Source organism: Falsiruegeria litorea R37 (assembly GCF_900172225.1).
GTDB classification, from domain to species: Bacteria; Pseudomonadota; Alphaproteobacteria; order Rhodobacterales; family Rhodobacteraceae; genus Falsiruegeria; species Falsiruegeria litorea.
In genome coordinates, this window is sequence record NZ_FWFO01000002.1 from 130,228 (window position 1) to 152,584 (window position 22,357).

Annotated in this window: 20 protein-coding genes; 6 read left to right on the plus strand and 14 right to left on the minus strand. The window is 59.1% G+C overall.

Annotated features, from left to right (window positions below; all coding sequences use genetic code 11):
• Positions 1-47 precede the first annotated feature (47 nt).
• The 5 genes from ftsH (at position 48) to folD (ending at position 6,054) form a co-directional block, all read left to right on the plus strand.
• The gene (gene ftsH / locus TRL7639_RS14230; RefSeq protein ID WP_085796535.1) at positions 48-1,964 is read left to right on the plus strand and encodes an ATP-dependent zinc metalloprotease FtsH; all 1,917 of its coding nucleotides are present in this window, start codon (positions 48-50) and stop codon (positions 1,962-1,964) included.
• Positions 1,965-2,313: 349 nt separating this feature from the next.
• A complete protein-coding gene (locus TRL7639_RS14235) occupies positions 2,314-2,889 on the plus strand; it encodes an MOSC domain-containing protein (RefSeq protein ID WP_085796536.1) in 576 nt (191 codons plus the stop codon).
• A 178-nt stretch (positions 2,890-3,067) separates the two neighbouring features.
• Positions 3,068-4,744, plus strand: a complete 1,677-nt coding sequence (locus TRL7639_RS14240) for a formate--tetrahydrofolate ligase (protein ID WP_085796537.1) — start codon at positions 3,068-3,070, stop codon at positions 4,742-4,744.
• 56 nt (positions 4,745-4,800) lie between these two features.
• Positions 4,801-5,106: a chorismate mutase gene (locus TRL7639_RS14245; protein ID WP_085796538.1), complete on the plus strand. Its 306-nt coding sequence runs from the start codon at positions 4,801-4,803 to the stop codon at positions 5,104-5,106.
• Between the two features lie 45 nt (positions 5,107-5,151).
• Positions 5,152-6,054, plus strand: a complete 903-nt coding sequence (folD, locus tag TRL7639_RS14250; RefSeq protein WP_085796539.1) for a bifunctional methylenetetrahydrofolate dehydrogenase/methenyltetrahydrofolate cyclohydrolase FolD — start codon at positions 5,152-5,154, stop codon at positions 6,052-6,054.
• 1 nt (position 6,055) lies between these two features.
• Here the strand turns inward: folD and TRL7639_RS14255 are convergent, their stop codons facing one another.
• Positions 6,056-6,421, minus strand: coding sequence for a PaaI family thioesterase (locus TRL7639_RS14255; RefSeq protein ID WP_235820390.1), 366 nt, complete (start codon positions 6,419-6,421; stop codon positions 6,056-6,058).
• A gap of 420 nt (positions 6,422-6,841) precedes the next feature.
• Here TRL7639_RS14255 and TRL7639_RS14260 point away from each other — a divergent pair, with 420 nt between their 5' ends.
• A complete protein-coding gene (locus TRL7639_RS14260) occupies positions 6,842-7,369 on the plus strand; it encodes a LytTR family DNA-binding domain-containing protein (protein WP_165759819.1) in 528 nt (175 codons plus the stop codon).
• A gap of 10 nt (positions 7,370-7,379) precedes the next feature.
• On the opposite strand, the gene pdeM is transcribed toward TRL7639_RS14260, so the two are convergent.
• The 13 genes from pdeM to cpaB form a co-directional block, all read right to left on the minus strand.
• Positions 7,380-8,042, minus strand: a complete 663-nt coding sequence (gene pdeM / locus TRL7639_RS14265; RefSeq protein WP_085796542.1) for a ligase-associated DNA damage response endonuclease PdeM — start codon at positions 8,040-8,042, stop codon at positions 7,380-7,382.
• Between the two features lie 42 nt (positions 8,043-8,084).
• Positions 8,085-10,505 carry a ligase-associated DNA damage response DEXH box helicase gene (locus tag TRL7639_RS14270; protein ID WP_085796543.1) on the minus strand — a complete coding sequence of 807 codons (2,421 nt, stop codon included), beginning with the start codon at positions 10,503-10,505 and terminating at the stop codon, positions 8,085-8,087.
• 264 nt (positions 10,506-10,769) lie between these two features.
• A complete protein-coding gene (locus tag TRL7639_RS14275; protein WP_085796544.1) occupies positions 10,770-12,077 on the minus strand; it encodes a DUF8689 domain-containing protein in 1,308 nt (435 codons plus the stop codon).
• 111 nt (positions 12,078-12,188) lie between these two features.
• Complete coding sequence (locus TRL7639_RS14280; protein WP_085796545.1) at positions 12,189-12,731, minus strand: prepilin peptidase; 543 nt, start codon at positions 12,729-12,731, stop codon at positions 12,189-12,191.
• 3 nt (positions 12,732-12,734) lie between these two features.
• Entirely contained in the window at positions 12,735-13,580 is an 846-nt protein-coding gene (locus tag TRL7639_RS14285; RefSeq protein ID WP_085796546.1) for a tetratricopeptide repeat protein, read from the minus strand.
• 30 nt (positions 13,581-13,610) lie between these two features.
• Positions 13,611-14,186, minus strand: coding sequence for a tetratricopeptide repeat protein (locus tag TRL7639_RS14290; RefSeq protein ID WP_370809024.1), 576 nt, complete (start codon positions 14,184-14,186; stop codon positions 13,611-13,613).
• Between the two features lie 19 nt (positions 14,187-14,205).
• Positions 14,206-15,189 (minus strand): type II secretion system F family protein, encoded by a 984-nt coding sequence (locus TRL7639_RS14295; RefSeq protein WP_085796547.1) that lies wholly within the window; start codon positions 15,187-15,189, stop codon positions 14,206-14,208.
• A 13-nt stretch (positions 15,190-15,202) separates the two neighbouring features.
• On the minus strand, positions 15,203-16,171 hold the full coding sequence (locus tag TRL7639_RS14300; protein ID WP_085796548.1) for a type II secretion system F family protein: 969 nt from the start codon (positions 16,169-16,171) through the stop codon (positions 15,203-15,205).
• An 11-nt stretch (positions 16,172-16,182) separates the two neighbouring features.
• Entirely contained in the window at positions 16,183-17,628 is a 1,446-nt protein-coding gene (locus tag TRL7639_RS14305) for a TadA family conjugal transfer-associated ATPase (RefSeq protein ID WP_085796549.1), read from the minus strand.
• 23 nt (positions 17,629-17,651) lie between these two features.
• Complete coding sequence (locus TRL7639_RS14310) at positions 17,652-18,890, minus strand: CpaE/TadZ family protein (protein WP_085796550.1); 1,239 nt, start codon at positions 18,888-18,890, stop codon at positions 17,652-17,654.
• 192 nt (positions 18,891-19,082) lie between these two features.
• Positions 19,083-19,709 (minus strand): OmpA family protein, encoded by a 627-nt coding sequence (locus tag TRL7639_RS14315; RefSeq protein ID WP_085796908.1) that lies wholly within the window; start codon positions 19,707-19,709, stop codon positions 19,083-19,085.
• Positions 19,710-19,725: 16 nt separating this feature from the next.
• Entirely contained in the window at positions 19,726-21,135 is a 1,410-nt protein-coding gene (locus TRL7639_RS14320; RefSeq protein ID WP_085796551.1) for a type II and III secretion system protein family protein, read from the minus strand.
• A 192-nt stretch (positions 21,136-21,327) separates the two neighbouring features.
• A complete protein-coding gene (gene cpaB, locus TRL7639_RS14325; protein ID WP_085796552.1) occupies positions 21,328-22,182 on the minus strand; it encodes a Flp pilus assembly protein CpaB in 855 nt (284 codons plus the stop codon).
• Positions 22,183-22,357: the final 175 nt, after the last annotated feature.

The window sequence follows — 22,357 nt, forward strand, 5'->3', positions numbered from 1 at the left end:
GTCTGATCGGCTAACCCTCCAAAAGCCGAAGATTTGGGAGATTTGCCTTGGGCAACGCACGCAATATTGCCTTCTGGGTTGTACTGTTCCTGTTGATTCTTGCACTGTTCAATTTGTTCAGCGGATCCGGGGGCACACTGCAAAGCCAGGAGCGAACCTATTCCGATTTTGTCAGCGCGGTTGAATCCGGCGAAGTCAGCCAGGTGACACTGGATGGCGAGCAGGTCCGCTACCGGATGGCGGACGGCAAGGATTATATAGCCATCAAACCTGGTGACGCCGAAGTAACCACGCTGCTGATCGAGCAGAACGTGCCGGTTCGCGCCGAGAAACAGCAGCAGTCGGGCTTTCAGTCCTTCATCATCACGCTGCTGCCCTTCCTGCTGCTTATTGGTGTCTGGGTCTATTTCATGAACCGGATGCAGGGCGGTGGCAAAGGCGGCGCCATGGGCTTTGGCAAGTCCAAGGCCAAGATGCTGACCGAAAAGCATGGTCGCGTCACCTTTGACGATGTCGCTGGCATCGACGAGGCCAAAGAAGAGCTGGAAGAGATCGTTGAATTCCTGCGCAACCCGCAGAAATTCTCGCGTCTTGGCGGCAAGATCCCCAAGGGCGCATTGCTGGTGGGCCCTCCGGGTACCGGTAAGACGCTTCTGGCCCGTGCGATTGCGGGTGAGGCGGGTGTGCCGTTCTTCACCATTTCCGGTTCCGATTTTGTCGAAATGTTTGTGGGTGTGGGTGCATCCCGTGTCCGCGACATGTTCGAACAGGCCAAGAAGAACGCGCCTTGCATCGTGTTCATCGACGAGATCGACGCCGTCGGTCGCCATCGTGGCGCCGGTTACGGCGGTGGTAATGACGAACGCGAACAGACCCTCAACCAGTTGCTTGTTGAAATGGACGGGTTCGAGGCCAACGAAGGCGTGATCATCCTGGCGGCCACAAACCGCAAGGACGTTCTGGACCCCGCGCTGCTGCGTCCGGGCCGCTTTGACCGCAACGTGACCGTCGGCAACCCCGACATCAAAGGCCGCGAAAAGATTTTGGGCGTGCATGCGCGCAAGACACCTTTGGGCCCCGATGTGGATTTGCGCATCATTGCGCGTGGCTCGCCGGGGTTCTCGGGTGCGGATCTGGCCAACCTGGTGAACGAGGCAGCGCTGATGGCTGCACGGGTCGGCCGTCGCTTTGTCACGATGGAAGACTTCGAGAACGCCAAGGACAAGGTGATGATGGGGGCCGAGCGCCGTTCGATGGTGCTGACGCAGGACCAGAAGGAAAAGACCGCGTATCACGAGGCTGGTCACGCGGTGGTTGGTCTGGCCTTGCCGGAATGTGATCCGGTCTACAAGGCGACCATTATTCCACGCGGTGGCGCCCTGGGGATGGTTGTGTCTTTGCCCGAGATCGACCGGCTGAACTGGCACAAGTCGGAATGTGAGCAGAAGCTGGCGATGACCATGGCTGGTAAAGCGGCCGAGATCATTAAATATGGTGCGGATCACGTTTCGAACGGTCCGGCGGGTGACATCCAGCAGGCCAGCCAATTGGCCCGTGCGATGGTGCTGCGGTGGGGCATGTCTGACAAGGTCGGTAACATCGACTATGCCGAAGCGCACGAGGGCTACAGCGGCAACACCGCCGGCTTCTCGGTCTCAGCCAACACCAAGGAACTGATCGAGGAAGAGGTGAAACGCTTCATCCAAGAGGGCTATGAGCGGGCGCACCAGATCCTGACCGAGAAGAACGCAGAGTGGGAGCGCCTGGCGCAAGGTTTGCTGGAGTATGAGACCCTGACCGGTGAAGAGATTCAGCGCGTCATGAAGGGTGAACCACCGAACGCGGGCGACGACGATGGTGACAGCCCGGATGAGGGCAACGCACCAAGCGTGACTGCCATTCCTAAAACCAAGCCCAAGAAACCCTCGGGCGACGGTGGGATGGAGCCCGAGCCCACAGCTTGATCTGACGAGATTGAGAAAAGCCCCGGAAGTTTTTCCGGGGCTTTTTTGTTGGCCAGGGGCACTCCCGCGTCCGCGCTGATCTCGGCTGAGCCGAAATCGCTGGCGGCCTTGGGCCGGGCGCCTCGCCTAACGGCTCGGCGCGGTCCCGCACGGGGCTAGAATTTCGCGAGAACGCGATCCAAGGCATGCCCTGCCCAGCAAAGCGAGGCCCGGCCCAACGGGAGACGGTGTTTCGCCAGAAGCACCGTCGACGGGCGGGAGCGCCTCGTTTTTCTGGATCGCACTGGGATTTGCCGTATGGTGTCCCCAATCACTCGTTACGTTCGAATACAGGCTGGGGAGGCACGGGATGCCGGTGCTCAAGGAAACGCATTATTCAGGGGAAATCGTTTGGCTGGGGCATGTACCGTCTGGTGGGACGCTCAAGGCAGACGCGACCGACCATTTGACCCTTGGGTTTGCAGGTGTTCCGGGTGAACGGCACGAGGGGGCGAACCGCGCCTCTTGCGTGCGGGTGCGCAATCTTTATGCCGAGGGCACCGAAATACGGAATGTTCGCCAACTGACAATCCTGTCTCAGGAAGAGCTGGATGCTGTTGCTGGCGATATGGGATTGGAGGCGCTCGATCCTGCCCTTTTGGGGGCCACGGTTGTCGTAAAAGGTATCCCCGATTTCACCTTTGTCCCGCCTGCCAGTCGCCTTCAAGGCCCATCTGGGGTGACGCTGACCGTGGACATGGAAAACCGTCCCTGCGTGTTGCCCGGGCGCGAGATCGAGGCGACATCGCCTGGCTATGGCGCGTCCTTCAAACCAGCGGCAAAGAATCGCCGTGGCATTACCGCTTGGGTCGAACGCCCCGGAGGGCTGGCCGTTGGGGATCGGCTGCAACTTTTCATTCCCGATCAACGTGCCTGGGCGCCCTGAAAGTATCCCAAGGGATACCGCGTTTCCGATTTGAAACGTCTAACGGCCCCCAACGCCGTTTCGAAGCATGAAAATGTCGGAATCTATACCCTGTTTCGAAATGGTGGCGGTTATGGGTTGAACAGCGCCGAAGGGGCGACCCTTCGGCATTGGCCGACATGCTTCAAGGATCTTGCTGATGAGCTACAAATCCGACATCGAAATCGCCCGCGAGGCGAACAAGAAACCCATTCAGGAAATTGGCGCCAAGATCGGCATTTCCTCGGATGATCTGCTGCCCTACGGCCACGACAAGGCCAAGGTGAGCCAGGACTTCATCAACTCTGTGCAGTCCAAAGAGGACGGCAAGCTGATCCTGGTGACCGCGATCAACCCGACGCCTGCGGGCGAAGGCAAGACCACCACCACCGTGGGTCTGGGCGATGGCCTGAACCGCATTGGCAAGAACGCGATGATCTGTATCCGCGAGGCGTCTTTGGGCCCGAACTTCGGCATGAAGGGCGGCGCTGCAGGGGGCGGTTACGCGCAAGTGGTGCCGATGGAGGAGATGAACCTCCACTTCACCGGCGACTTCCACGCCATCACCAGCGCTCACTCACTGCTGAGCGCGATGATCGACAACCACATTTACTGGGGCAATGAGGCCGAGATCGACACCCGCCGCGTCGCATGGCGTCGCGTGGTCGACATGAACGACCGCGCTCTGCGCCAGATCACTGCCAGCTTGGGTGGTGTTTCCAACGGTTTCCCGCGTGAAGCAGGCTTTGACATCACCGTGGCCTCCGAGGTCATGGCGATCCTGTGCCTAGCGAACGACCTGAAGGACCTGGAAAAGCGTCTGGGCGACATCATCGTGGCCTACCGCCGCGACAAGACCCCTGTCTACTGCCGCGACATCAAGGCCGAAGGCGCAATGACCGTCCTGCTCAAGGACGCGATGCAGCCGAACCTTGTGCAGACCCTGGAAAACAACCCGGCCTTTGTACACGGCGGACCCTTCGCCAACATCGCGCACGGCTGTAACTCGGTCATCGCGACCAAGACCGCGCTGAAAGTGGCCGACTATGTGGTGACCGAGGCTGGCTTTGGTGCCGACCTGGGTGCCGAGAAGTTCATGAACATCAAGTGCCGCAAGGCAGGCATCGCACCGTCCGCGGTTGTGCTGGTTGCCACCGTGCGCGCGATGAAGATGAACGGCGGCGTTGCCAAGGCCGATCTGGGCGCGGAAAACGTCGCAGCCGTGAACAACGGCTGTGCCAACCTTGGCCGCCACATCGAAAACCTCAAATCCTTCGGTGTGCCGGTTGTGGTCGCGATCAACCACTTTGTCACCGACACCGACGCCGAAGTTGATGCGGTCAAAGCCTATGCCGAGACCCATGGTGTCGAGGCGGTTCTGTCGCGTCACTGGGAGCTGGGTTCGGAAGGGTCCGCTCCGCTGGCCGAAAAGGTCGTGGAGATCGTCGAAAGCGGTACTGCCAACTTTGCGCCGATCTACCCCGACGACATGTCGTTGTTCGACAAGATCGACACAATCGCCAAGCGCATCTACCGCGCGGACGAGGTGCTGGCCGACAACAAGATCCGCAACCAGCTGAAGGAATGGGAAGCGGCCGGATACGGCAACCTGCCGGTCTGCATGGCCAAGACGCAATATTCCTTCTCAACCGATCCGAGCTTGCGCGGCGCGCCCGTGGGCCATTCGGTTCCCGTGCGTGAGGTTCGCCTGTCTGCGGGTGCCGGCTTCATCGTTGCTGTCTGTGGCGAGATCATGACCATGCCCGGTCTGCCGCGCAAACCGGCCGCCGAAACCATCTGCCTCAATGACGCAGGTGAGATCGAGGGCTTGTTCTAAGCTCTAAAATACGGTTTCTGCGGCCCGGACCCCTCCGGGCCGCAGGAGTTAGTGAAATGCCCTCTTTGACACCGCCAACCGATTGCGCCTCGATGCAGGCGCTGCGCGTCGAGATCGACAAGCTGGACCGACACCTGATCGACTTGTTGGTCACCCGTTCCGGATACATCGACCGCGCCGCCGAGCTGAAACCGGGCGAAGCCTTGCCCGCACGCATTCCGGCTCGTGTCGAAGAAGTGGTTCAGAACGTCCGCGCCACGGCCCGGGACAGGGGGATGGACCCCGACTTGGCTGAACAGCTGTGGCGCATTCTGATTGACTGGTCGATCGCACGCGAGGAACGTGTGATCGGCGTGGATTGACCGCCGCCCTTGCGGCAGGTGGGTTTTGAGCGAAGGGATCAAGACATGGTAGCGCAGGTTATCGACGGCAAGGCGTTTGCAGCCAATGTGCGGGGCCAGGTGGCCGAGCACGTGGCCAAACTGAAAGAGGAAAACGGCATCACCCCCGGTCTGGCGGTGGTTCTGGTGGGCGAGGATCCGGCAAGCCAGGTCTATGTCCGTTCCAAGGGCAAGCAGACCGTCGAGGTCGGCATGAACAGCTACGAGCACAAGCTGGATGTGGATACCTCCGAGGCGGACCTGCTGGCGCTGATCGACAAGCTGAACACTGACCCGGCGGTGCATGGCATTCTGGTGCAGCTGCCGCTGCCCAAGCACCTGAACGAGGATCTGGTGATCAACTCCATCGACCCGGCCAAGGACGTCGACGGTTTCCACATCTCGAACGTGGGCCTGCTGGGCACCGGTCAGAAATCGATGGTGCCCTGCACCCCGTTGGGCTGCCTGATGATGCTGCGCGACCACCACGGGAGCCTCTCGGGCATGGACGCCGTGGTTGTTGGTCGTTCGAACATCGTGGGCAAGCCGATGGCGCAACTGCTGCTGGGTGACAGCTGCACCGTGACCATCGCGCATTCGCGCACCAAGGACCTGCCTGATGTTGTCCGCCGCGCCGACATTGTGGTCGCTGCCGTTGGCCGCCCTGAAATGGTGCCGGGTGATTGGATCAAGGAAGGTGCGACCGTCATCGACGTGGGCATCAACCGCATCGACGCCCCCGAAAAGGGCGAAGGCAAAACGCGCTTGGTTGGCGACGTACATTACGAAAGCGCCGCTGCCCGCGCGGGTGCGATCACCCCGGTTCCCGGTGGCGTCGGCCCGATGACCATCGCCTGCCTGCTGGCCAACACGCTGACTGCTTGCTGCCGCGCCAACGGCCTGCAGGAACCGGAAGGCCTGACTGCTTGAGCTAGACGGGGACCGGAACAATGGTGCCCTGCAGGGCCGCCACGTGTGTTTCGGCTCCATCGCTGATGGCATAAACGTCAGCCGCCACAACAATCAGACGTCGGCCGGGTTTCAACACCCGGCCGATTGCCTTCAAGCGATCCCCACGACCCGGGGCCAGCAGGTTGATCTTGATTTCGGCGGTCACAACTTCGTGATTGGCGGGGGCGCACGTCAAAGCAGCATAGCCTGCTGCGGTGTCTCCCAAGGCAAAACTCAACGCGGCATGCGCATGGCCTTGTTGTTGCGTAAACTCAGGGACAATTGGTGCCGAAATCTCGATGTGGCCATCTTCAATCTTCTCAAGCCGCGCTCCCAGAGTGTCCATCATCCTCTGTTTCGCGAAACTTTCACTTATTCGTGTCTTCATATTTGTAATGCTCAACCTCTGGTGTTGCCCGGTCGGGTTCGATATTAATGGAACTCTGAAATACCACTTAGAAACGCTTTGACGATTTGAGGCCGTCCAGCGTCTGAGGTAAACAAAACAGCGTAGTAATTGCTCAAGTTCTCATAGTTCATGATTTCCAAGTTCAAAAAAATTCTAGCGGAACACAACCTTTTGGTTTTGGGGCCGTTGTTGGTTTTTCTGACACTTCTAGCGGCCCAGGCCAAACCTTTCGGCGCAGAGGGGGTCTCGTTCCTGGGACGTTTCCTGTTTTGGTCCGCGGTCATGGTGCTAGGCGCGTTGATCGCGCATTTCAGCGTCAGATGCATTCAACGATATGCCAAAAACCGCAAGCAAATCGTGCGCGATGTGGCCACGGTGGCTTTGGTGACGGTTTTGTTCACCCCAGTTTTATGGGCGTTGATATGGCTGACGGCGTTGCCCGAAACCAAAGAGGTGCCAGATCTGACGACGATGCTGCAATATGGAACGATCTTTGCCAGTGGATTGCTGGTGCTGCGTCGCAGTTTCCCGGGGCTGGACAGCCAAGCCCCAAAGGAAGAAGAGCAGATTATTCAGCCGCGTCTGTATCGCCGTTTGCCCGAAGGCTTCGAAGGGCCGATTTTGCGGCTCACGGTACACGACCACAGTGTTGATGTGGTCACGATGGATGAGGTGATCACGATCCGGTCGCGGTTTGCCGACGCCATTGATGAGATGGAGCCTGTCTTGGGGTATTGCACGCACAGGTCGCATTGGGTCACGCGTGAGGCCATCGAAAGCGTGGAACGCACCGGTGGACGCATCTACATCAGGCTGATCAACGGCGATCAGGTGCCCGTCAGTCGCAAGTATAAACCCAAGTTGGAAGAGGCCGGGATCGTCTGACGCTGACGCTTCAACGTGGCATCGGGACAAGGCAAGGCGTCGGACCAACCAAGATGGCCTGTGCCAGGGGGCTCATCAGATCGCAAAGCGGCGCGTCTTCGCTGCGCAGCCCGCCGGTATAGGTGCCATACGCGGGTTGAATGATCCGAACCTCATCCATCAGGAACGCCGGACGTGTTAGCGTGCGGCCCCGCATCCTGATCCGCGCCTTGGGGTGATAGTGGCCGGACACCTCGCCGGATGAGTCAGGTTTGGCGATGTGGCGAAAGGTCAGCCCGTCCAGGAACAGCTCTGCCACGTGGCTGCCGCCCAATTCCACCGGGCCGGGGTCATGGTTGCCTTCGATCCAATACCACTGCCGCCCGGCCTGGAGCTTGGCAATCCACAGGGCGTTGTCCTCGCCAATGGATTGGGCGGCCTGGGTGTCGTCAAAACTGTCGCCCAGGCAGATCACGGTTGTGACCTGTGTATGCTCCAGATCTCGGGCCAGGCGGGTCAGAGTGTCCTGGGTTTCATAGGGCGGTAGGGTGCCGCGGCCCAAACGTGCAAACCGCTCTGACTTCCCAAGATGTAGATCCGACACCGACAGAACGCTTTGCTCGGGCCACCACAAAGCACCGCTTTCCAGCGCCGTCAGTTGGATCTCGCGAAAGGTGAAATTCAAACCGTTCATGAAACGTTCTTTGCGTGTCTGATGCGCGGACGCAAGGGGTTTCTATCGCTCTGAAACCTGCGCTAATCCCGAGGCCTCCATCAGTCGTGTGCTTTCTTCCTGCAACAGCTTCTCCTCGGCCGATCCCTTGACCGGGACCTTGCCCACCTCAAGAAGCAGTGGAGCCGCAAGCGGCGACACGCGCTCCAGGCGCCTGAGGTCAATCCGTGTGCCGACACGGGCGATCATCTCTTCGATCCGCCCAAAATCGACCAGACCCCGCATCGCCTCGTCCCGAGTGATTTTCATCAGCAGGTGATCGGGGTCGTATTTCAGCAGCGTGTCATACAAGATGTCCGACGAAAACGTGGCCTGTCGCCCGCTTTTGCGAGCCGAGGGCGTGTTGCGTTCGATCAGCCCCGCGATCGTGGCGCAGCCCCGAAAGGTGCGTTTCATGACGGCGTTTCCTGCCAGCCAGGTGTCCAGCCCGTCGCGCAGGGCGTCGATCTGGAACAAAGGGGCGGGTTCGGTGAGCGGATCCAACCCCCAGATCAGCGTGGCATAATCCGTGGCGACAAAGCCAAGCGGGTGCAGTCCCAACTCCTCCATCCTTTTGGTCACCAGCAGGCCAAGCGTCTGCTGTGCGTTGCGGCCCGAGAACCCATAGATGCAGGCGTGCTCTCGCCCATCATGTGGAAAGCTCTCGATCAGCAACCGACCCCGCTCGGGCAGGGTTGACACATGACGCTGCAAGGCCAGCCACTCGGCGGTATGTCGTGGCAGTTGTGGCCAGGTAACCTGGGCGAACATGTCGAGAATGCGGTTGCTCAACTGGGTGGAGGTGGCAAACTTGGTGCCCGAGAACGTTGCGATCTTTGGTTTCTTGGCCGCATTGCGCGACACTTCGACCGTCATTTCGCGCAACCCCTCATAGCGCACGATCTGGCCGCCGATCAGAAAAGTGTCGCCGGGGGTGAGCGAGGCGGCAAAAGCCTCTTCAACCTCTCCCAGCGGCTTGCCACCCCGGTTCCGTTTCAGCCGAACCTTGAGCGTATCGGTGTCCTGGATCGTGCCCATGTTCATCCGGATGCGCGCAGCTGCGCGCGGGTCACGCAGTTGCCACGACCCGTCTGGGCGCTGCATCAGCCGCTGCCAGCGGTCATAGGCCCGCAGCGCGTAGCCGCCAGTGGCGCAAAAATCGAGGCAGGCGTCGAAAGCATCGCGGCTAAGCCCGGCATACGGACCGGCGGATGACATTTCGGCATAAAGGTCGTCGGCCACAAAAGGCCCGGCTGCCGCGGCGACTAGGATGTGCTGGCAAAGCACGTCACGGGGGCCGTCGCCGCGTGGATCACCATCAAGTGCATGGGCTTTGACCGCCTCCAGCGCGGCCACACATTCCACCACTTCAAAGCGGTTTGCGGGTACCAGCAGAGCTTTGGACGGGGCGTTGTACTGGTGATTGGCGCGCCCGATACGCTGTACCAGGCGCTTGACGTTTTTGGGCGCGCCGATCTGGATCACCAAATCCACATCCCCCCAATCGATACCCAGATCAAGGCTCCCGGTGCAGACGATGGCGCGCAGATCTCCGCGCACCATGGCGGCTTCGACCCGCTCGCGCTGTTGCCGGTCGAGCGAGCCGTGGTGGATGCCGATGGGCAGGGCGTTTTCATTGGCAAGCCACAGGTTGTGAAAGAAAATCTCGGCCTGCGCACGGGTGTTGTGAAAGATCAGCGTGGTCTTATGCGCCTTGATCTGCTCCATCACGGCGGGAATGGCATAGGCCGCGCCTCCCCCCGCCCAGGGGGGCGTTTCCTCGGTTTCTAGCATTGCGATGTCGGGGTCCGGGCCGGGATCGGCCAGCACGATGTTGCAAGGGTCCGGGTGGCAGGCCAGAAAGCGCGCGATGGCCTGCGGGTCTTCGACCGTCGCCGATAGGCCCACGCGCCGCAGACCGGGGCAGAACGTCTGCAATCGTGCCAGCGCCAGCATCAGCTGATCGCCCCGTTTGCTTTCAGCCAATGCGTGGATCTCATCCACGACCACACGCTGCAGTCCTGCGAACATCCGCGGTGCGTCTTCGTATGAAGTAAGAAGCGCCAGGCTCTCTGGGGTGGTCAGAAGGATATGCGGCGGGTCTGCGCGTTGTCGTTTTTTCTGCGTGGAAGTGGTATCGCCGGTGCGATCTTCGATCCGGATGGGCAGGTCAATGTCCTCTACCGGCGCGCGCAGATTGCGTTTGATGTCCGCCGCCAACGCCTTGAGCGGTGAGACATAGAGCGTATGCAGGCCCTCATGCGTGCCCTCTGCCAGTTCTGCCAATGTGGGCAGAAAACCGGCCATGGTCTTGCCGCTGCCGGTGGGTGCAATCAGCAGGGTCGCGGGGTCCTGCGCCCGGTCGAGCATGGCGTACTGGTGCGGGTGGATCGACCAGCCCCGGGTGGAAAACCAATCTGTGATCTGGGCGGGGAGGTGGGCCATGATGGGCAGCCTAGCCTGCGACAGTAAGTTGGAAAAGGGGGAAGGGGGCGCTGCCCCCGCCGCCCCTTGGGCGACTCCCCCGGGATATTTTTAGCAAGAGGAAGGAGAGTGCGTGTATGCGACGCGTTTTGCGAAGAGCGCACCTTTGAGTGCAGATATATGGGAAGAATGGCGTAGTTTTGCAAAGCTTCGCAAATTCTACATTTTGCGAAAATGGGTGTTTGATTGACTGCATGGGGCCTTGGGGTTGCGTCTGTGCCGCACTTATTTCACGATCGTCTCGTCCTTGACGAACATGTTGGCCCAAGCGCGGTCGATCAATTCGGGGGTCATCTGATAGGGGATGCCTTCGAACTCGCAGATCGCGATCATCTGGTCGATCAGGAACACCGGCTGATAGTTGGCGTAGGTGTTGTCGATGGTGGGATATTTTACCTTGAGCAGATGCACCAGGGCGCCTTCGTCCAATGGGATGCCCTTTTTGCGGGCCACCAGCGCAAAGATCTTCAGGAAGTTTTCTTGGTTCGGCCCGTCAATCTTGATCTTGAAAAAGATCCGGCGCAGGGCCGCCTGGTCAAAGATCTCGTTGGGGTGAAAGTTGGTTGAGAAGATCACCAGCGTGTCAAAGGGAACTTCGAATTTTTCACCCGACTGGAGGCCCAGAATGTCCTTGCCTTCTTCGAGGGGAACGATCCAGCGGTTGATCAGCGCCTGTGGCGGTTCCGCCTGACGGCCAAGGTCGTCGACGATGAAGATACCGCCGGTGGATTTCAGCTGCAGCGGCGCCTGATAGGTGCGCGCGGTCGGGTTGTAGACCAGATCCAGCATCGACAGCGACAGCTCGCCGCCCGTGACCACCGTGGGCCGCTCACATTGCACGTAGCGCGAGTCGAACCGCTTGCGACGGCGCAATTGGGTCGGGTCATCTGCCTCTTGCTCGATCGCGGTGTGTACGATGGGGTCGTAGACGGTGATGACCTGGCCCGAGTATTCTATGGCGCGCGGCACATAGACCGTATCGCCAAGTGAGTCGCGGATCCCGTTTGAGATCGAGGATTTGCCATTGCCCGGAGGGCCGTACATCAGGATCGAGCGACCGGCGCTGACCGCCGGGCCCAGATGATCCAGCAGGCTGTCGGGCAGCACCAGATGCCCCATGGCATTGGTCAGCTGCGTGCGCGTCACCTGAATGTTGCGGATCGATTGGCGCTTGACCTGCTCGCGGTAAACATCCAGCGGCACGGGCATGGCGCCGAAGTATTCCGACTGGCTGAGTGCATCCAGCGCGCGGGCTCTGCCCGCATCGGTCAGCTGGTAGCCCATCTCGTTGCCGTTGTTTGCGTTGAGCGTCCCGGTCGCCTCGAGCAGCTTCTGCTCGCGCGCCATATCGACCAGCTCTTGGGTGACGGAAAGGGGCAGACAGATCGCTTCGGCAATCTCGGTCACCATGTCCAGGTTCTTGCGAAACAGGGTCTTGAGCAAAATGTCCCGCATCATGACGAGGGGAAGCTGCATATCGCCCAAGCCTTTGGGGGCAGGGGGGGCAATGACCGAGGTGGGCTGCATGTTCATGGGTCTAGACCTGTCCGTTTCGCGATCAACACTTATGCTGCGGTGTCCCGCATTGGGCCAATCTGATCCAGCAATGTGGCATCACAAGGGCATAGGCACGGCGCGAAAAGGTTAGCTGCCGTAGATGGTGCCAAGGATCAGATACAGGCCCAGGGTTCCACCCAGGGCAAGGCCCATCGGGAACTCCAACCCCATGGTCCAGCTTTGCCAATTGGGGGCAAGACTGCGCAGCGGGGTGAACTTTGCGATCTTGTGGGTCGACCAGGCCGCCAGCAAGTTGGCGGCAAAGAGCGCGACGAGCACCCGGGCATCTCCGGCTGCGATAAAGGGTGCTGCAGCGGCGGCAAACTTTGCGTCGCCCGCCCCAACGGCGCCAATCATGTTGAGCACCATGCCCAACAGCAGCACGACGATCAGTTGAAAGAACTGCCAAACATAAAGAGGCAGCTCAACGGCAAAGGGGCCGACGAAGCCGACCTGCCAGGGATCGGTCAAGGGCAGAGCAAAGAGGCCCACGATCACATAGACAAAGAACAAGGCGGTTACGGACTTGTTGGTGATCCGCATCTCACGCAAATCTGTCAGCGCCACATACAGGCAGATTGGAAGGACGAAAGGCAGAAACCACCATGCCGCATAGGCCGTCAGTGCCATGGATCAGCTTTCAAGCGCCCGCAGGGATCGAACCGCGGCTTCAAAGTGCTGCGGGTGGGTTGCGATGGCTTCACGCAACAGGCCCTTGCCGGTGGTCACGTCACCCTGCTTCACTGCGGACAGAGCCATGGTGTGCAAAAGCTGTGCGCGCTCCATCTGGTCCATCGGGATGACGGGCAGGGTATAGTTGCGCTGTGCGCCACGGGCGAGAATAAGGTTGTTCTTGGCAGTGAACAGCGTTTGATCCTGACGGATCGCGTCGCCAAACAGGCGCTCGGCCTCGGCATAATCACCACGGGTCAGCTTGGAGTAGCCCCAGTTGTTCATCACGCTTGCAGGGCGCGTCGTCAGGCCAACGGCGGTTTCATAAAACGTGTCGGCGCGGTCCCATTCGCGGTTCGCATCGGCCACCATCGCTTCGAGCCGGTAACGCTTGAACGTCTCATGGGTGGGCGGCACGGTATCGAGCAGCTTTTCGGCACCCGCCCAATCGCCGGTGCGGATCAGCGCGTCGGCCAAGTCGACAGAGTCATCGGGGCTTGCACCGTCCATGCGCGAAACACGGGTCCATGCGGTGACACCTTCGGTGTTGCGTTTGGCGCGGACCAAGGATTTGGCCAAACCACGTTGCAGGTCGATCCGATCGGGGTTGGACTTGGATGCGCGCGCAAAATAATCGACCGCCTCATTGGGATCAGCCACTGTCAACATCACGTCGTTCAGGTCTGCTTCGTCGACGACATTGACGTCCTGAAACGCGCGTTCAACGGTTTCATCCCCGCTCTCGGAACATGCCGAAAGAGCCAGGCCACTGACCAGCATCGCCGGAATCAAGATGAGGTGGCGCATTTTTTGCGTCCTTTACTGCTCTTGCCCTAGTCATGGTGTCTTGCGGATTTGGAACTCGCCCTGTCCCCGCTGCACCAATTTATATTCTTGTTGTTGTCCAGCATTATTATCAGGATTTTCGGATTTTGCGAGTGCAATCCGTAAATTATCCCGAATTGAGTCACTTTCGCCATTGTCCAGGGCAAAAGCTTTGCGGAAAATCCCGGTGGCTTCGGCCAACTCTCCCCTTTCCATCAGCACGACACCCAGATTGTTCCAGGCTTCGGGCCAATCGGGGGCCTCTTCGACGGCGCGGCGCAGCATTTCTTCGGATTGCCCCAGGCGGCCCAGACCCAAATTGGCTGTACCCAATCCCGTTAGGATTTCTGTGGTCATGCCCTGATCTAGCGCTGCGCGGGTAAAGGCACCCAGGGCCAGTTCGTATTCTCCGGCGTTCAGCAAGCGCTGGCCCACCTCGACACCGCTGACCGCCTCTTGTTTGTGGTCAACACCGGGGGGGAAGGGGCCGTCAGGCAATTCTTCCAGACTGTTTGATGTGCAAGCAGCCACCGTTGCGGCAGCAACGATGGCCAAAGCTGTTCTTTTGATGGGGGCGGTCGTCTTCACACCTGGCCCGTGCCTTTTGTTAGTTACTGCTCATGTTGCCCAGATCCATGATGCCTTTTGCCGATGGCCCAACAAGGATGATCAGCAGGGGCGGAACCGTTAGCATCATTGTGGCAAGCGTCATTTTGGTTGGCAACTTGTTTGCGGCTTCTTCGGCCCGCATCACGCGTTTGTCACGCATTTCCCCTGCGTAAACCCGCAACGCCTCTGCAATTGATGTACCAAAGCTGGCGGATTGGATCAGCACGGTCACGAAGGATGCTACATCCGGTACACCACAGCGAATGCCCATGTCGCGCAAAACCTTGTCCTTGTCCTTACCTGCCTTCATCTCATAGGCGACGATTTCGAATTCGTCGGCCAGATCAGGATACGAGGCACGCAGCTCTCGGGCGACGCGGACGATGGATTGATCCAGCGACTGCCCCGCTTCGACACAGACCAGCATCATGTCGAGCGAGTCCGGGAAGCCGGCGGTGATGTTCTCTTTGCGGGTCTCGACCCGGCGCGTGATCCAATAACGCGGCAGGAAGTATCCCACACCGCCCGGGCCCAACACACGGATCAACATGGCCTGCGCATCGAATTCCTGATCGGCGGCAATGATGGTGACGTAGACCACCCCACAGATCAGGCCAAAGATACCCAAGGCGAACTGGGCAAAGTGGAAAAAGCGAACCGCATCCTTCGACTGGTACCCGGCCTGGCGCAGCTTGAGCTGCATGGCAGACAGCTCTTCGGCGTCCTGGGGTTCCAGGAACGTGGCAAAACGGTCCAGTTGTTCGTTGCGACCACCCTGGCGAAGTTGCTCTTTCTTTGGCTTCTTCTTGGTCTTGGGATCAATGTCGCGCTTGAGTTTCTTGAGCGGATCCTCGGGCTGGTTCAGCATCATCGGAACCGTCAGAAGGATCATGAACAGGCCCAACACGCCAACCACGATCAATGGGCCAAATTCGCCCAGATGTTGGGTTAGAAGGTCGTTGATGTTTTGCAGAAATTCCATGGCGCACCCTCGTTCAGACTTTGATGTTGGTCAGCGTGCGCATGACGAACAGATTGGCAGTAAGCAGTATGCCCACGATGAAACAGGCTGGGATGAAATAGGGGTGATCCATTACGCCGTCATAATAGGCGGGATCGTTGACCAGGATCACGGCCAGCGCGATCAGCGGGAAGGCGGACAGGAACTTGCCCGACCACTGCGCCTCGGCGGTGATGGCCTTGACCCGGCGGAACAGGCGAAAGCGCGCGCGGATCACCTTGGCCAGACCGGCCAGAACCTCGGCCAGGTTACCGCCCGACTGCTGTTGGATGGTCACAGCCACGGCAAGAAAGCGCAAATCCTGCATATCCAGGCGCTCGGCCATCTCTTTCAGGGCATCACCCACTTCGCGGCCATAAGTGCTTTCATCGGCGATGATGCCGAATTCGGTTGCGATCGGGTCTTCGGATTCCTTGGCCACGATCTGGATCGCGGACACGAACGGGTGCCCAACGCGCAGCGACCGCACCATCAGTTCCACCGCATCCGGCAATTGCTCTTCGAACAGGGCCATGCGTTTTTTTGCCTTGCCGTTGACCCAAACAAACACCGCGCCGACACTGATCAATACAGACGCTCCAACACGCAGGGGCACTTCGGTCTCGGTTCCGATGCTCAGGCCAACAAAGGCCACGCCTGCCAAGCCCACCATGATCATGATCAGCTGACGCGGCGTGAATGCAATCGCCGCCTTCTGCGCCTTTTCCGCCAGCAGCGAATAGAGCGGGATCGACGTTGATTTCATGTGCTGCTGCATTTCCTTGCGCAGCTGTTCCAGCACCTGTTCGCGACCAACGCCCTTGTCGAGCATTTCCAAACGGCGATTCACGCGGCTGTTCAGGCTGATCGATTTGCCAAAGGCGACCAGATAGATTCCGTTGATCAGCACCAGCACGCCGACAAAAATCAAGCCATAGATGATAGGTTCTGCACTCAGTTGCATGGCGTATCCCCTTACATTGTCGTCGGTTCATAGATGGATGGCGGCAGGTCATACCCCCACATCCGGAACCGCTCGGAATAATGGCTGCGCACGCCGGTCGCGGTGAAGTGACCGATAATCTTGTTGTCAGGCGTCAGGCCAACGCGCTGATAGCGAAAGATCTCCTGCATCGAGATCACGTCGCCTTCCATCCCCGTAATCTCGGTGATCGAGGTCATGCGGCGCGAGCCGTCCTGCAGGCGGCTGGCCTGCACGATTAGGTTCACAGCCGAAGAGATCTGGCTGCGCACGGCCTTGATCGGCATTTCGATCCCGGCCATGGCGATCATGTTTTCCAGACGGCTGACACCATCGCGGGCGCTGTTGGCGTGGATCGTTGTCATCGATCCGTCGTGGCCGGTGTTCATGGCCTGCAACATGTCGATGACTTCCTCGCCGCGGGTCTCGCCCACGATGATCCGATCAGGGCGCATCCGCAGGGCGTTTTTCAAACAGTCGCGTGGCGAAACCTCACCCTTGCCTTCGACGTTGGGTGGGCGGCTTTCCATCCGGCCAACATGGGTCTGTTGCAGCTGAAGTTCCGCGGTATCCTCGATCGTCAGGATGCGTTCGGCGTTGTCGATGAACGAGCTTAGCGCGTTGAGCGTCGTGGTCTTACCCGAACCGGTACCGCCCGAGACGATCACGTTAAGCCGCGTTGAAACAGCGGCCTGCAGATAAGCAGCCATTTCTTCGGTAAAGGCACCAAAATTCACCAGATCATCAATGCCCAGCTTGTCCTTTTTGAACTTACGAATGGACACCAACGAGCCATCCACCGCAATCGGTGGCACCATTGCGTTGAAACGCGAACCATCAGCCAGACGGGCGTCAACATAAGGGTTGGATTCATCGACACGGCGTCCCACGGCAGACACGATCTTGTCGATGATCCGCATCAGGTGCTTTTCGTCCTTGAAGGTGACGTCGCTCAATTGCAGCTTACCGGCACGTTCCACAAACACCTGTTGCGGACCGTTGACCAGAATATCGTTGACCGTCTCGTCCTGTAGCAAAGTTTCCAGCGGACCCAGGCCAGTGACCTCGTCGTAAAGGTCCTTGTTCAGCGTTGTGCGGTCTTCGCGGTTGAGCACAATGCCCTTCGATTCCAGGATTTCACTGGTGATGGTGCTGATTTCCGCACGCAATTCAGCCTCGGCCGCGTGTTCCAAAGCGGACAGGTTCAGGTTTTCCAGCAGTTCGCGGTGCAACTCGATCTTGATCTCGCCCATCCGCTCCTTGCGCTTGCGATCCTTATCGGTCGAGGTGACCTCGGCGGCCTTGCGGTCCAAGGGCTTGCGCAGGCTGGCTTGCGCAGGCTTCGGTTGGGGTGCGCTGGGCGCTGCTTCGACTTTCTTAACAGGCTTAGCCGGTTGAACCGGCTCGGCCTTTCCAGTCTTTTTGTATCTCGAAAACATCTTGGTCCCCCAATCTTACTCGTTTACGCGGCTTCGGCGTCGCTGCGACCCAGGTCATGCAAGGACTGGGCGAGCTTCGCGAGTTCCTTGCGCAAAGGGTTCTTTGCGGCGGACGAGGCCAAGGGCAGGCCGTGGTCGGCGCCCTGAGTGACCTGTTTGCCCCCATCAGGCAATTGCAGGTCGATGGAAATGCCCAGGGATTCGCCCATCCGCTTGACCCGGCTCTTGCCGCTGAGGTCGGTGAATTTGGGTGCGCGGTTCAGGGCAAAGCGCAGCTTGTTGAACGGCAGGTCCTCGGATTGCAACGCGCGCTTCATCCGCAGGGCGTTCTGAGCCGAGCGCATGTCCAGCTCGATCAGGGCAAAATAGACATGGGCCGCCTGCAACACGGTTTCCGACCACTGCACCAACGTCTTGGGCATGTCGACAATCACATAATCGAAGTGCGCCCGCGCCATTTCGATGACGCGTTCAATGTCTTCGGGGCTGATGATGTCGAGCGGCACCATGTCAGACGGCGCAGTCAGCACCTGCAGCTTGTCCTCAAAGCTCAGCAGAGCCTGACCAAAGACCTCTTCGTCCATGCTGTCTGTGTCTGACAGCATTTCGAACACGGCCTCGCGGCGTGGCAGGTCAAGAAAGGTCGAGACCGAGCCGTATTGCAGATCGAGGTCCAGCAGACAGACACTGGGTGCATCGTCCTTGTCGACGTTGGTCAGCTCCCACGCCAGATTCACGGCCATAGTCGTGGCCCCGGTACCGCCCGCCAATCCGTGCACAACAATCAACGCACCCTCTTTCGAGCTGCCGGATTTCAGTTGTGCAGTGTTGTGCTGCGACTGGTTGACCTCGGGCTCTGGTGAATTCAACCGCTCGATGGCGGACTGCAACTCGTGCTCGGGAAGGGGGTAGGGAACAAATTCGTCCGCGCCTTTGCGCAGCAGCTGGTGCAGTGAGGCCGGAGTGACGTCTTCGGCGATCAGAATGACCTTAATGCCGCGCGATTTGGCCTGGGCAATAATTTCTCCCATGAGAACAAGATTGTCCTCGTCCTCGCCGTCGATCGCCAAGGCAATGAATTCCAACGACTCGGCTTCCGGCTGTCCAAAAAAGGCCAGAGCCTCGGCAAAGCCCAGGTCTCCCCAGCTTTCACCAAGCGCAGTTTCCATGTCTTCGATCAACAGATCGAAATTTTGCACGTCCCTGCTGACTGTACAGGCCAGGATCGGGCTGTTCTCGGGTTGTGGCGCTACACTGCTCATTGCCTTCTTCCTCTTTACGGGGGGCACCAGAACCGAGCTTGCCTAGCTCTGGATCGATGCCGTCGCGCAACCTGCAAACGGTCGCACGTCACCTATTGGAAGCAATGTCGCTGTGAAGTTGGGCGAGATTTAGGCCGAAACAAACCAATTGTAGGGAATTGGGCGACGATACCGCCCAAATCACCCGGATTGTTATTCGGTAAAGCCACCTGCGCTGCTGGTGGTGGTCACCTTGCTCGGTGCCTCAGCGCTTTTGACGTAGTCGCGATAGATGATTTGCGCATATTTACCATCCAAAACAGTGGGATGGCGTCCGACAAAGCCCGAAACCTCGGTGACGGTGCGCCGGTTGCGACGGTCGCGATCGGGGGTGTTCACCAGCGGTTTGGTCTCGCCGAACGAGGCCAGGGCTTCAAGCCGCGAGCGTTTGATGCCTTGGGACGCAAAAAAGGCAACAACGGCCTGCGCGCGCCGCAATCCCAGGCGCTTGTTATACGCGGCCGAACCGACGGCGTCGGTGTGGCCGTAAACCCGGAATTTCACTTCAGGGAACTGGCGGATGAAATTGGCCTGTTTCAGAAGAGTTTGACGCGCTGTGTCGTCCAGTGACGCACTGTCAAAAGCAAAGTTGATCTGATTGGGCACTTCGCGGGCGAATCTGTCGGCCAGGGTCTGGGCGAAATTGCGTTCGCCGTTCTGCATTTGTGTGTTGTTCAGGGTGGCGTTGCCAAAGGTGCCAGAATCAACCTCATAGCCGGCTTCGCGTCCACAGGCTGCAACAGCAACCATCAAACCCAGTGAGACAACCCATTTATGCATCGGACCCATCCCTTGTTTAGTCCAGCACGTAGCCATACGAGCCGCTGAAATCCTGCTTGGCCACTTCCGAGGCCGCACCGCCACCTGCACGATCCGTGCTTGAGACCTGACCATAAAGGAACAGGCCGTTTTCGCTGGGTGGCTTCACCCGATCCGTTGGCAGGGCCAGCGCCTCGCCGCGGGTGGGTGTCACCAGATGCGCGGTCACGATGATGACCAGCTCGGTCTGGCTGCGCTGATAGTTGGCGCTGCGGAACAAAGCGCCCAGTACCGGAACATCACCGATCCAGGGCAGTTGCGAGTTGTTGTCCAGGAATTCGTCTTCGATCAGACCGGCAATCGCAAAGCTTTCGCCGTCGCGCAGTTCCACCGTGGTCGAGGTTTCGCGGCGGGCAAAGGCCGCGATGTTAAAGCCGTTCACCACAACGCTGTTGTTGGGGTCCAGCGACGACACCGCTGCCAGCAGTTCCAGATTGATCAGATCGCCATCCAGAACGCGTGGAATAAAGCTCAGCTCGATGCCAAAGGGTTTGTATTCAACGGAAAACAGACCGTCACGTTGAGCCACCGGGATCGGATACTCGCCACCTGCCAGGAACTTGGCTTCTTGGCCTGAAAGGGCCGACAGGTTGGGTTCGGCCAGGGTGCGAACAACGCCTTTGCGCTCCAGTGCTTCGATCAGCAGGCGGATCTGCGTCGCGCCCGCGCTAAAGCCAAAGAGGATCGCACCGGTGTTCTGGTTCGTTGCCGGGATATTGCCATTCAGGGCGCCTGTGAGGTTCGGCTGGTTGTTCAGAGTGTTGATACCACCTGTGGCGTCACCCCCGCTGAAACCCAGCGAGGCGCTCAGCGACTTTGACACCGACCGCTGCATTTCGGCAAAGCGCACTTTGAGCATGACCTGCTGCACGCCACCCACGCTCATCAGGTTCGACACCCGCTCGGGGGCATAGCGTTCGGCCAGATCCAGAGCCCGCTGGAGGCGTTGGGCGCTTGAGACCGTGCCTGAAAGCACAATGCCGTCGTTTGCGGTGCGCACTTCGATTTTTTCGCCGGGCAGGATTTGCCCCAGGCGTTCCTTGAACTCGGTCACATCTGCCGCCACACGGACGTTCACGTTCGTGATCAGGCGACCGGTGGCATCCAGCAAGGTCAGAGTGGTCAAGCCAGGGGATTTGCCCAGGACATAGATCGTGCGATCCGACAGAGATGAGATGTCAGCAATTCCGGGATTGGCGATACTGAGTTCCGCAAAGGGTTGGTCGCTTTCGACAACCACCGCACGGTTCATGGGCACATCCAGCGTGGCCGCCGTGCCTTTTTTCACAACACGCAGATTTTCCGCCTGCGCCATGGATCCGATGATCGGGGTACACGCCAGCGACAGCCCCAGCAGGGCTGCTTTGATCCATCCATCAATCTTCATGTGACCTGCCTCTCCGATCACGCCTCAAACCCGGGTCTTGTTGCCCGCTCTTTGCGACACTGTGCGCCAGTTCCGATTTTTTTGCAAGAATCAATGGTTTCCGGCGCGTTTCTTATGTGTGGTCCAAGCAACAACACAAAAGAGGCCCGCACGGGGTGTGCAGGCCTCTTTTTGTAACCAACTGATTTTGCATCAGTTTGTGCACGGGATCGGAATTTCCATAACTTCGGCACCGCGGCGCGTCCGAATGGTACAAACCTTCTCTTCAACCGGTTGAGGGGCGGCTTCGATCTCTCCCAGTCCCAGAAGGGACCGCTGGTTGATTTCCAGGGCAGAGGCCAGAGTGTCGTCTTCCGCTCCAACCAGCGACAGGGACAAGCGGCCGGTCTGTTGTGCCAGCTCCAATGCCAGTACGTCTGCGGGCGGGACCGAAACGGTGACCGTTCGTGCAATGTTGGCACCGGTCAGGTCGCCGCCTGCAATCTGATCGATTGCAATGATCTGCACGCTCGAGCGGATCAGTCGCGAAACTTCGCCACGAGAACCTTCGACTTCGCCGACGTTGCCGGTCCAGATCACGTCAACCCGGTCCCCGGGGCGCAAAAAGCCCGATACGCCCGACGATACGTCCACGCGAATGGCAAAGGCGCGCATGCCGCGTTCCAACTGCGAGGTCAGGCCGGCATCTTCTCCAGGCTCGGTCACCTTGACCGCCATAATGGCTTCGCCTTTTTCCATCGCCCGCAAAACAAATCGATTGTCTTCGGTGTTTTCGGGGAACAATACGGGGACTTCGGTGAAGACCCCTTCGGGCAGGGCGTTTTCCGGCCACTTCACCTTCAACACGTCTTCTTTGTTCAGACGCTCACCATAGCGAAGCGGACGCGCTGCGACCATCACATTGGTTGTCGGCACAATGTCCTGACGTGCCATGTTGGCCTGCGCGAGCGCAGTTTTGTGCGCCGAAATGTATTTTTGCGCCATCATGACCGCGCCGCCTGCAAGGGCAACGCCCACGATCAACACTAATCCGAATACTGCACGCATGATCCACCTCTACTTACATTCTCACTTGCGCAACTGGGGCAATCCGATTTGTTCGGTCCCCTGGCGCAAACACCCGCAACAACAGTTATTGGCCAATTGTGTCACAAAAAGGGACGATACGGGCCAATTCGAGGGTTGTTGTTTTTCTTTTGAATCAACTGTTTCGGGGTTGGGT

Excerpts from the sequence above, each read along its gene's own strand:
- TRL7639_RS14235 (WP_085796536.1), top strand. The coding sequence starts at position 2,314 with ATGCCGGTGCTCAAGGAAACGCATTATTCAGGGGAAATCGTTTGGCTG.
- TRL7639_RS14240 (WP_085796537.1), top strand. The coding sequence starts at position 3,068 with ATGAGCTACAAATCCGACATCGAAATCGCCCGCGAGGCGAACAAGAAA.
- TRL7639_RS14245 (WP_085796538.1), top strand. The coding sequence starts at position 4,801 with ATGCCCTCTTTGACACCGCCAACCGATTGCGCCTCGATGCAGGCGCTG.
- folD (WP_085796539.1), top strand. The coding sequence starts at position 5,152 with ATGGTAGCGCAGGTTATCGACGGCAAGGCGTTTGCAGCCAATGTGCGG.
- TRL7639_RS14255 (WP_235820390.1), bottom strand. The coding sequence starts at position 6,421 with ATGGACACTCTGGGAGCGCGGCTTGAGAAGATTGAAGATGGCCACATC.
- pdeM (WP_085796542.1), bottom strand. The coding sequence starts at position 8,042 with ATGAACGGTTTGAATTTCACCTTTCGCGAGATCCAACTGACGGCGCTG.
- TRL7639_RS14270 (WP_085796543.1), bottom strand. The coding sequence starts at position 10,505 with ATGGCCCACCTCCCCGCCCAGATCACAGATTGGTTTTCCACCCGGGGC.
- TRL7639_RS14275 (WP_085796544.1), bottom strand. The coding sequence starts at position 12,077 with ATGAACATGCAGCCCACCTCGGTCATTGCCCCCCCTGCCCCCAAAGGC.
- TRL7639_RS14280 (WP_085796545.1), bottom strand. The coding sequence starts at position 12,731 with ATGGCACTGACGGCCTATGCGGCATGGTGGTTTCTGCCTTTCGTCCTT.
- TRL7639_RS14285 (WP_085796546.1), bottom strand. The coding sequence starts at position 13,580 with ATGCGCCACCTCATCTTGATTCCGGCGATGCTGGTCAGTGGCCTGGCT.
- TRL7639_RS14295 (WP_085796547.1), bottom strand. The coding sequence starts at position 15,189 with ATGGAATTTCTGCAAAACATCAACGACCTTCTAACCCAACATCTGGGC.
- TRL7639_RS14300 (WP_085796548.1), bottom strand. The coding sequence starts at position 16,171 with ATGCAACTGAGTGCAGAACCTATCATCTATGGCTTGATTTTTGTCGGC.
- TRL7639_RS14305 (WP_085796549.1), bottom strand. The coding sequence starts at position 17,628 with ATGTTTTCGAGATACAAAAAGACTGGAAAGGCCGAGCCGGTTCAACCG.
- TRL7639_RS14310 (WP_085796550.1), bottom strand. The coding sequence starts at position 18,890 with ATGAGCAGTGTAGCGCCACAACCCGAGAACAGCCCGATCCTGGCCTGT.
- TRL7639_RS14315 (WP_085796908.1), bottom strand. The coding sequence starts at position 19,709 with ATGCATAAATGGGTTGTCTCACTGGGTTTGATGGTTGCTGTTGCAGCC.
- TRL7639_RS14320 (WP_085796551.1), bottom strand. The coding sequence starts at position 21,135 with ATGAAGATTGATGGATGGATCAAAGCAGCCCTGCTGGGGCTGTCGCTG.
- cpaB (WP_085796552.1), bottom strand. The coding sequence starts at position 22,182 with ATGCGTGCAGTATTCGGATTAGTGTTGATCGTGGGCGTTGCCCTTGCA.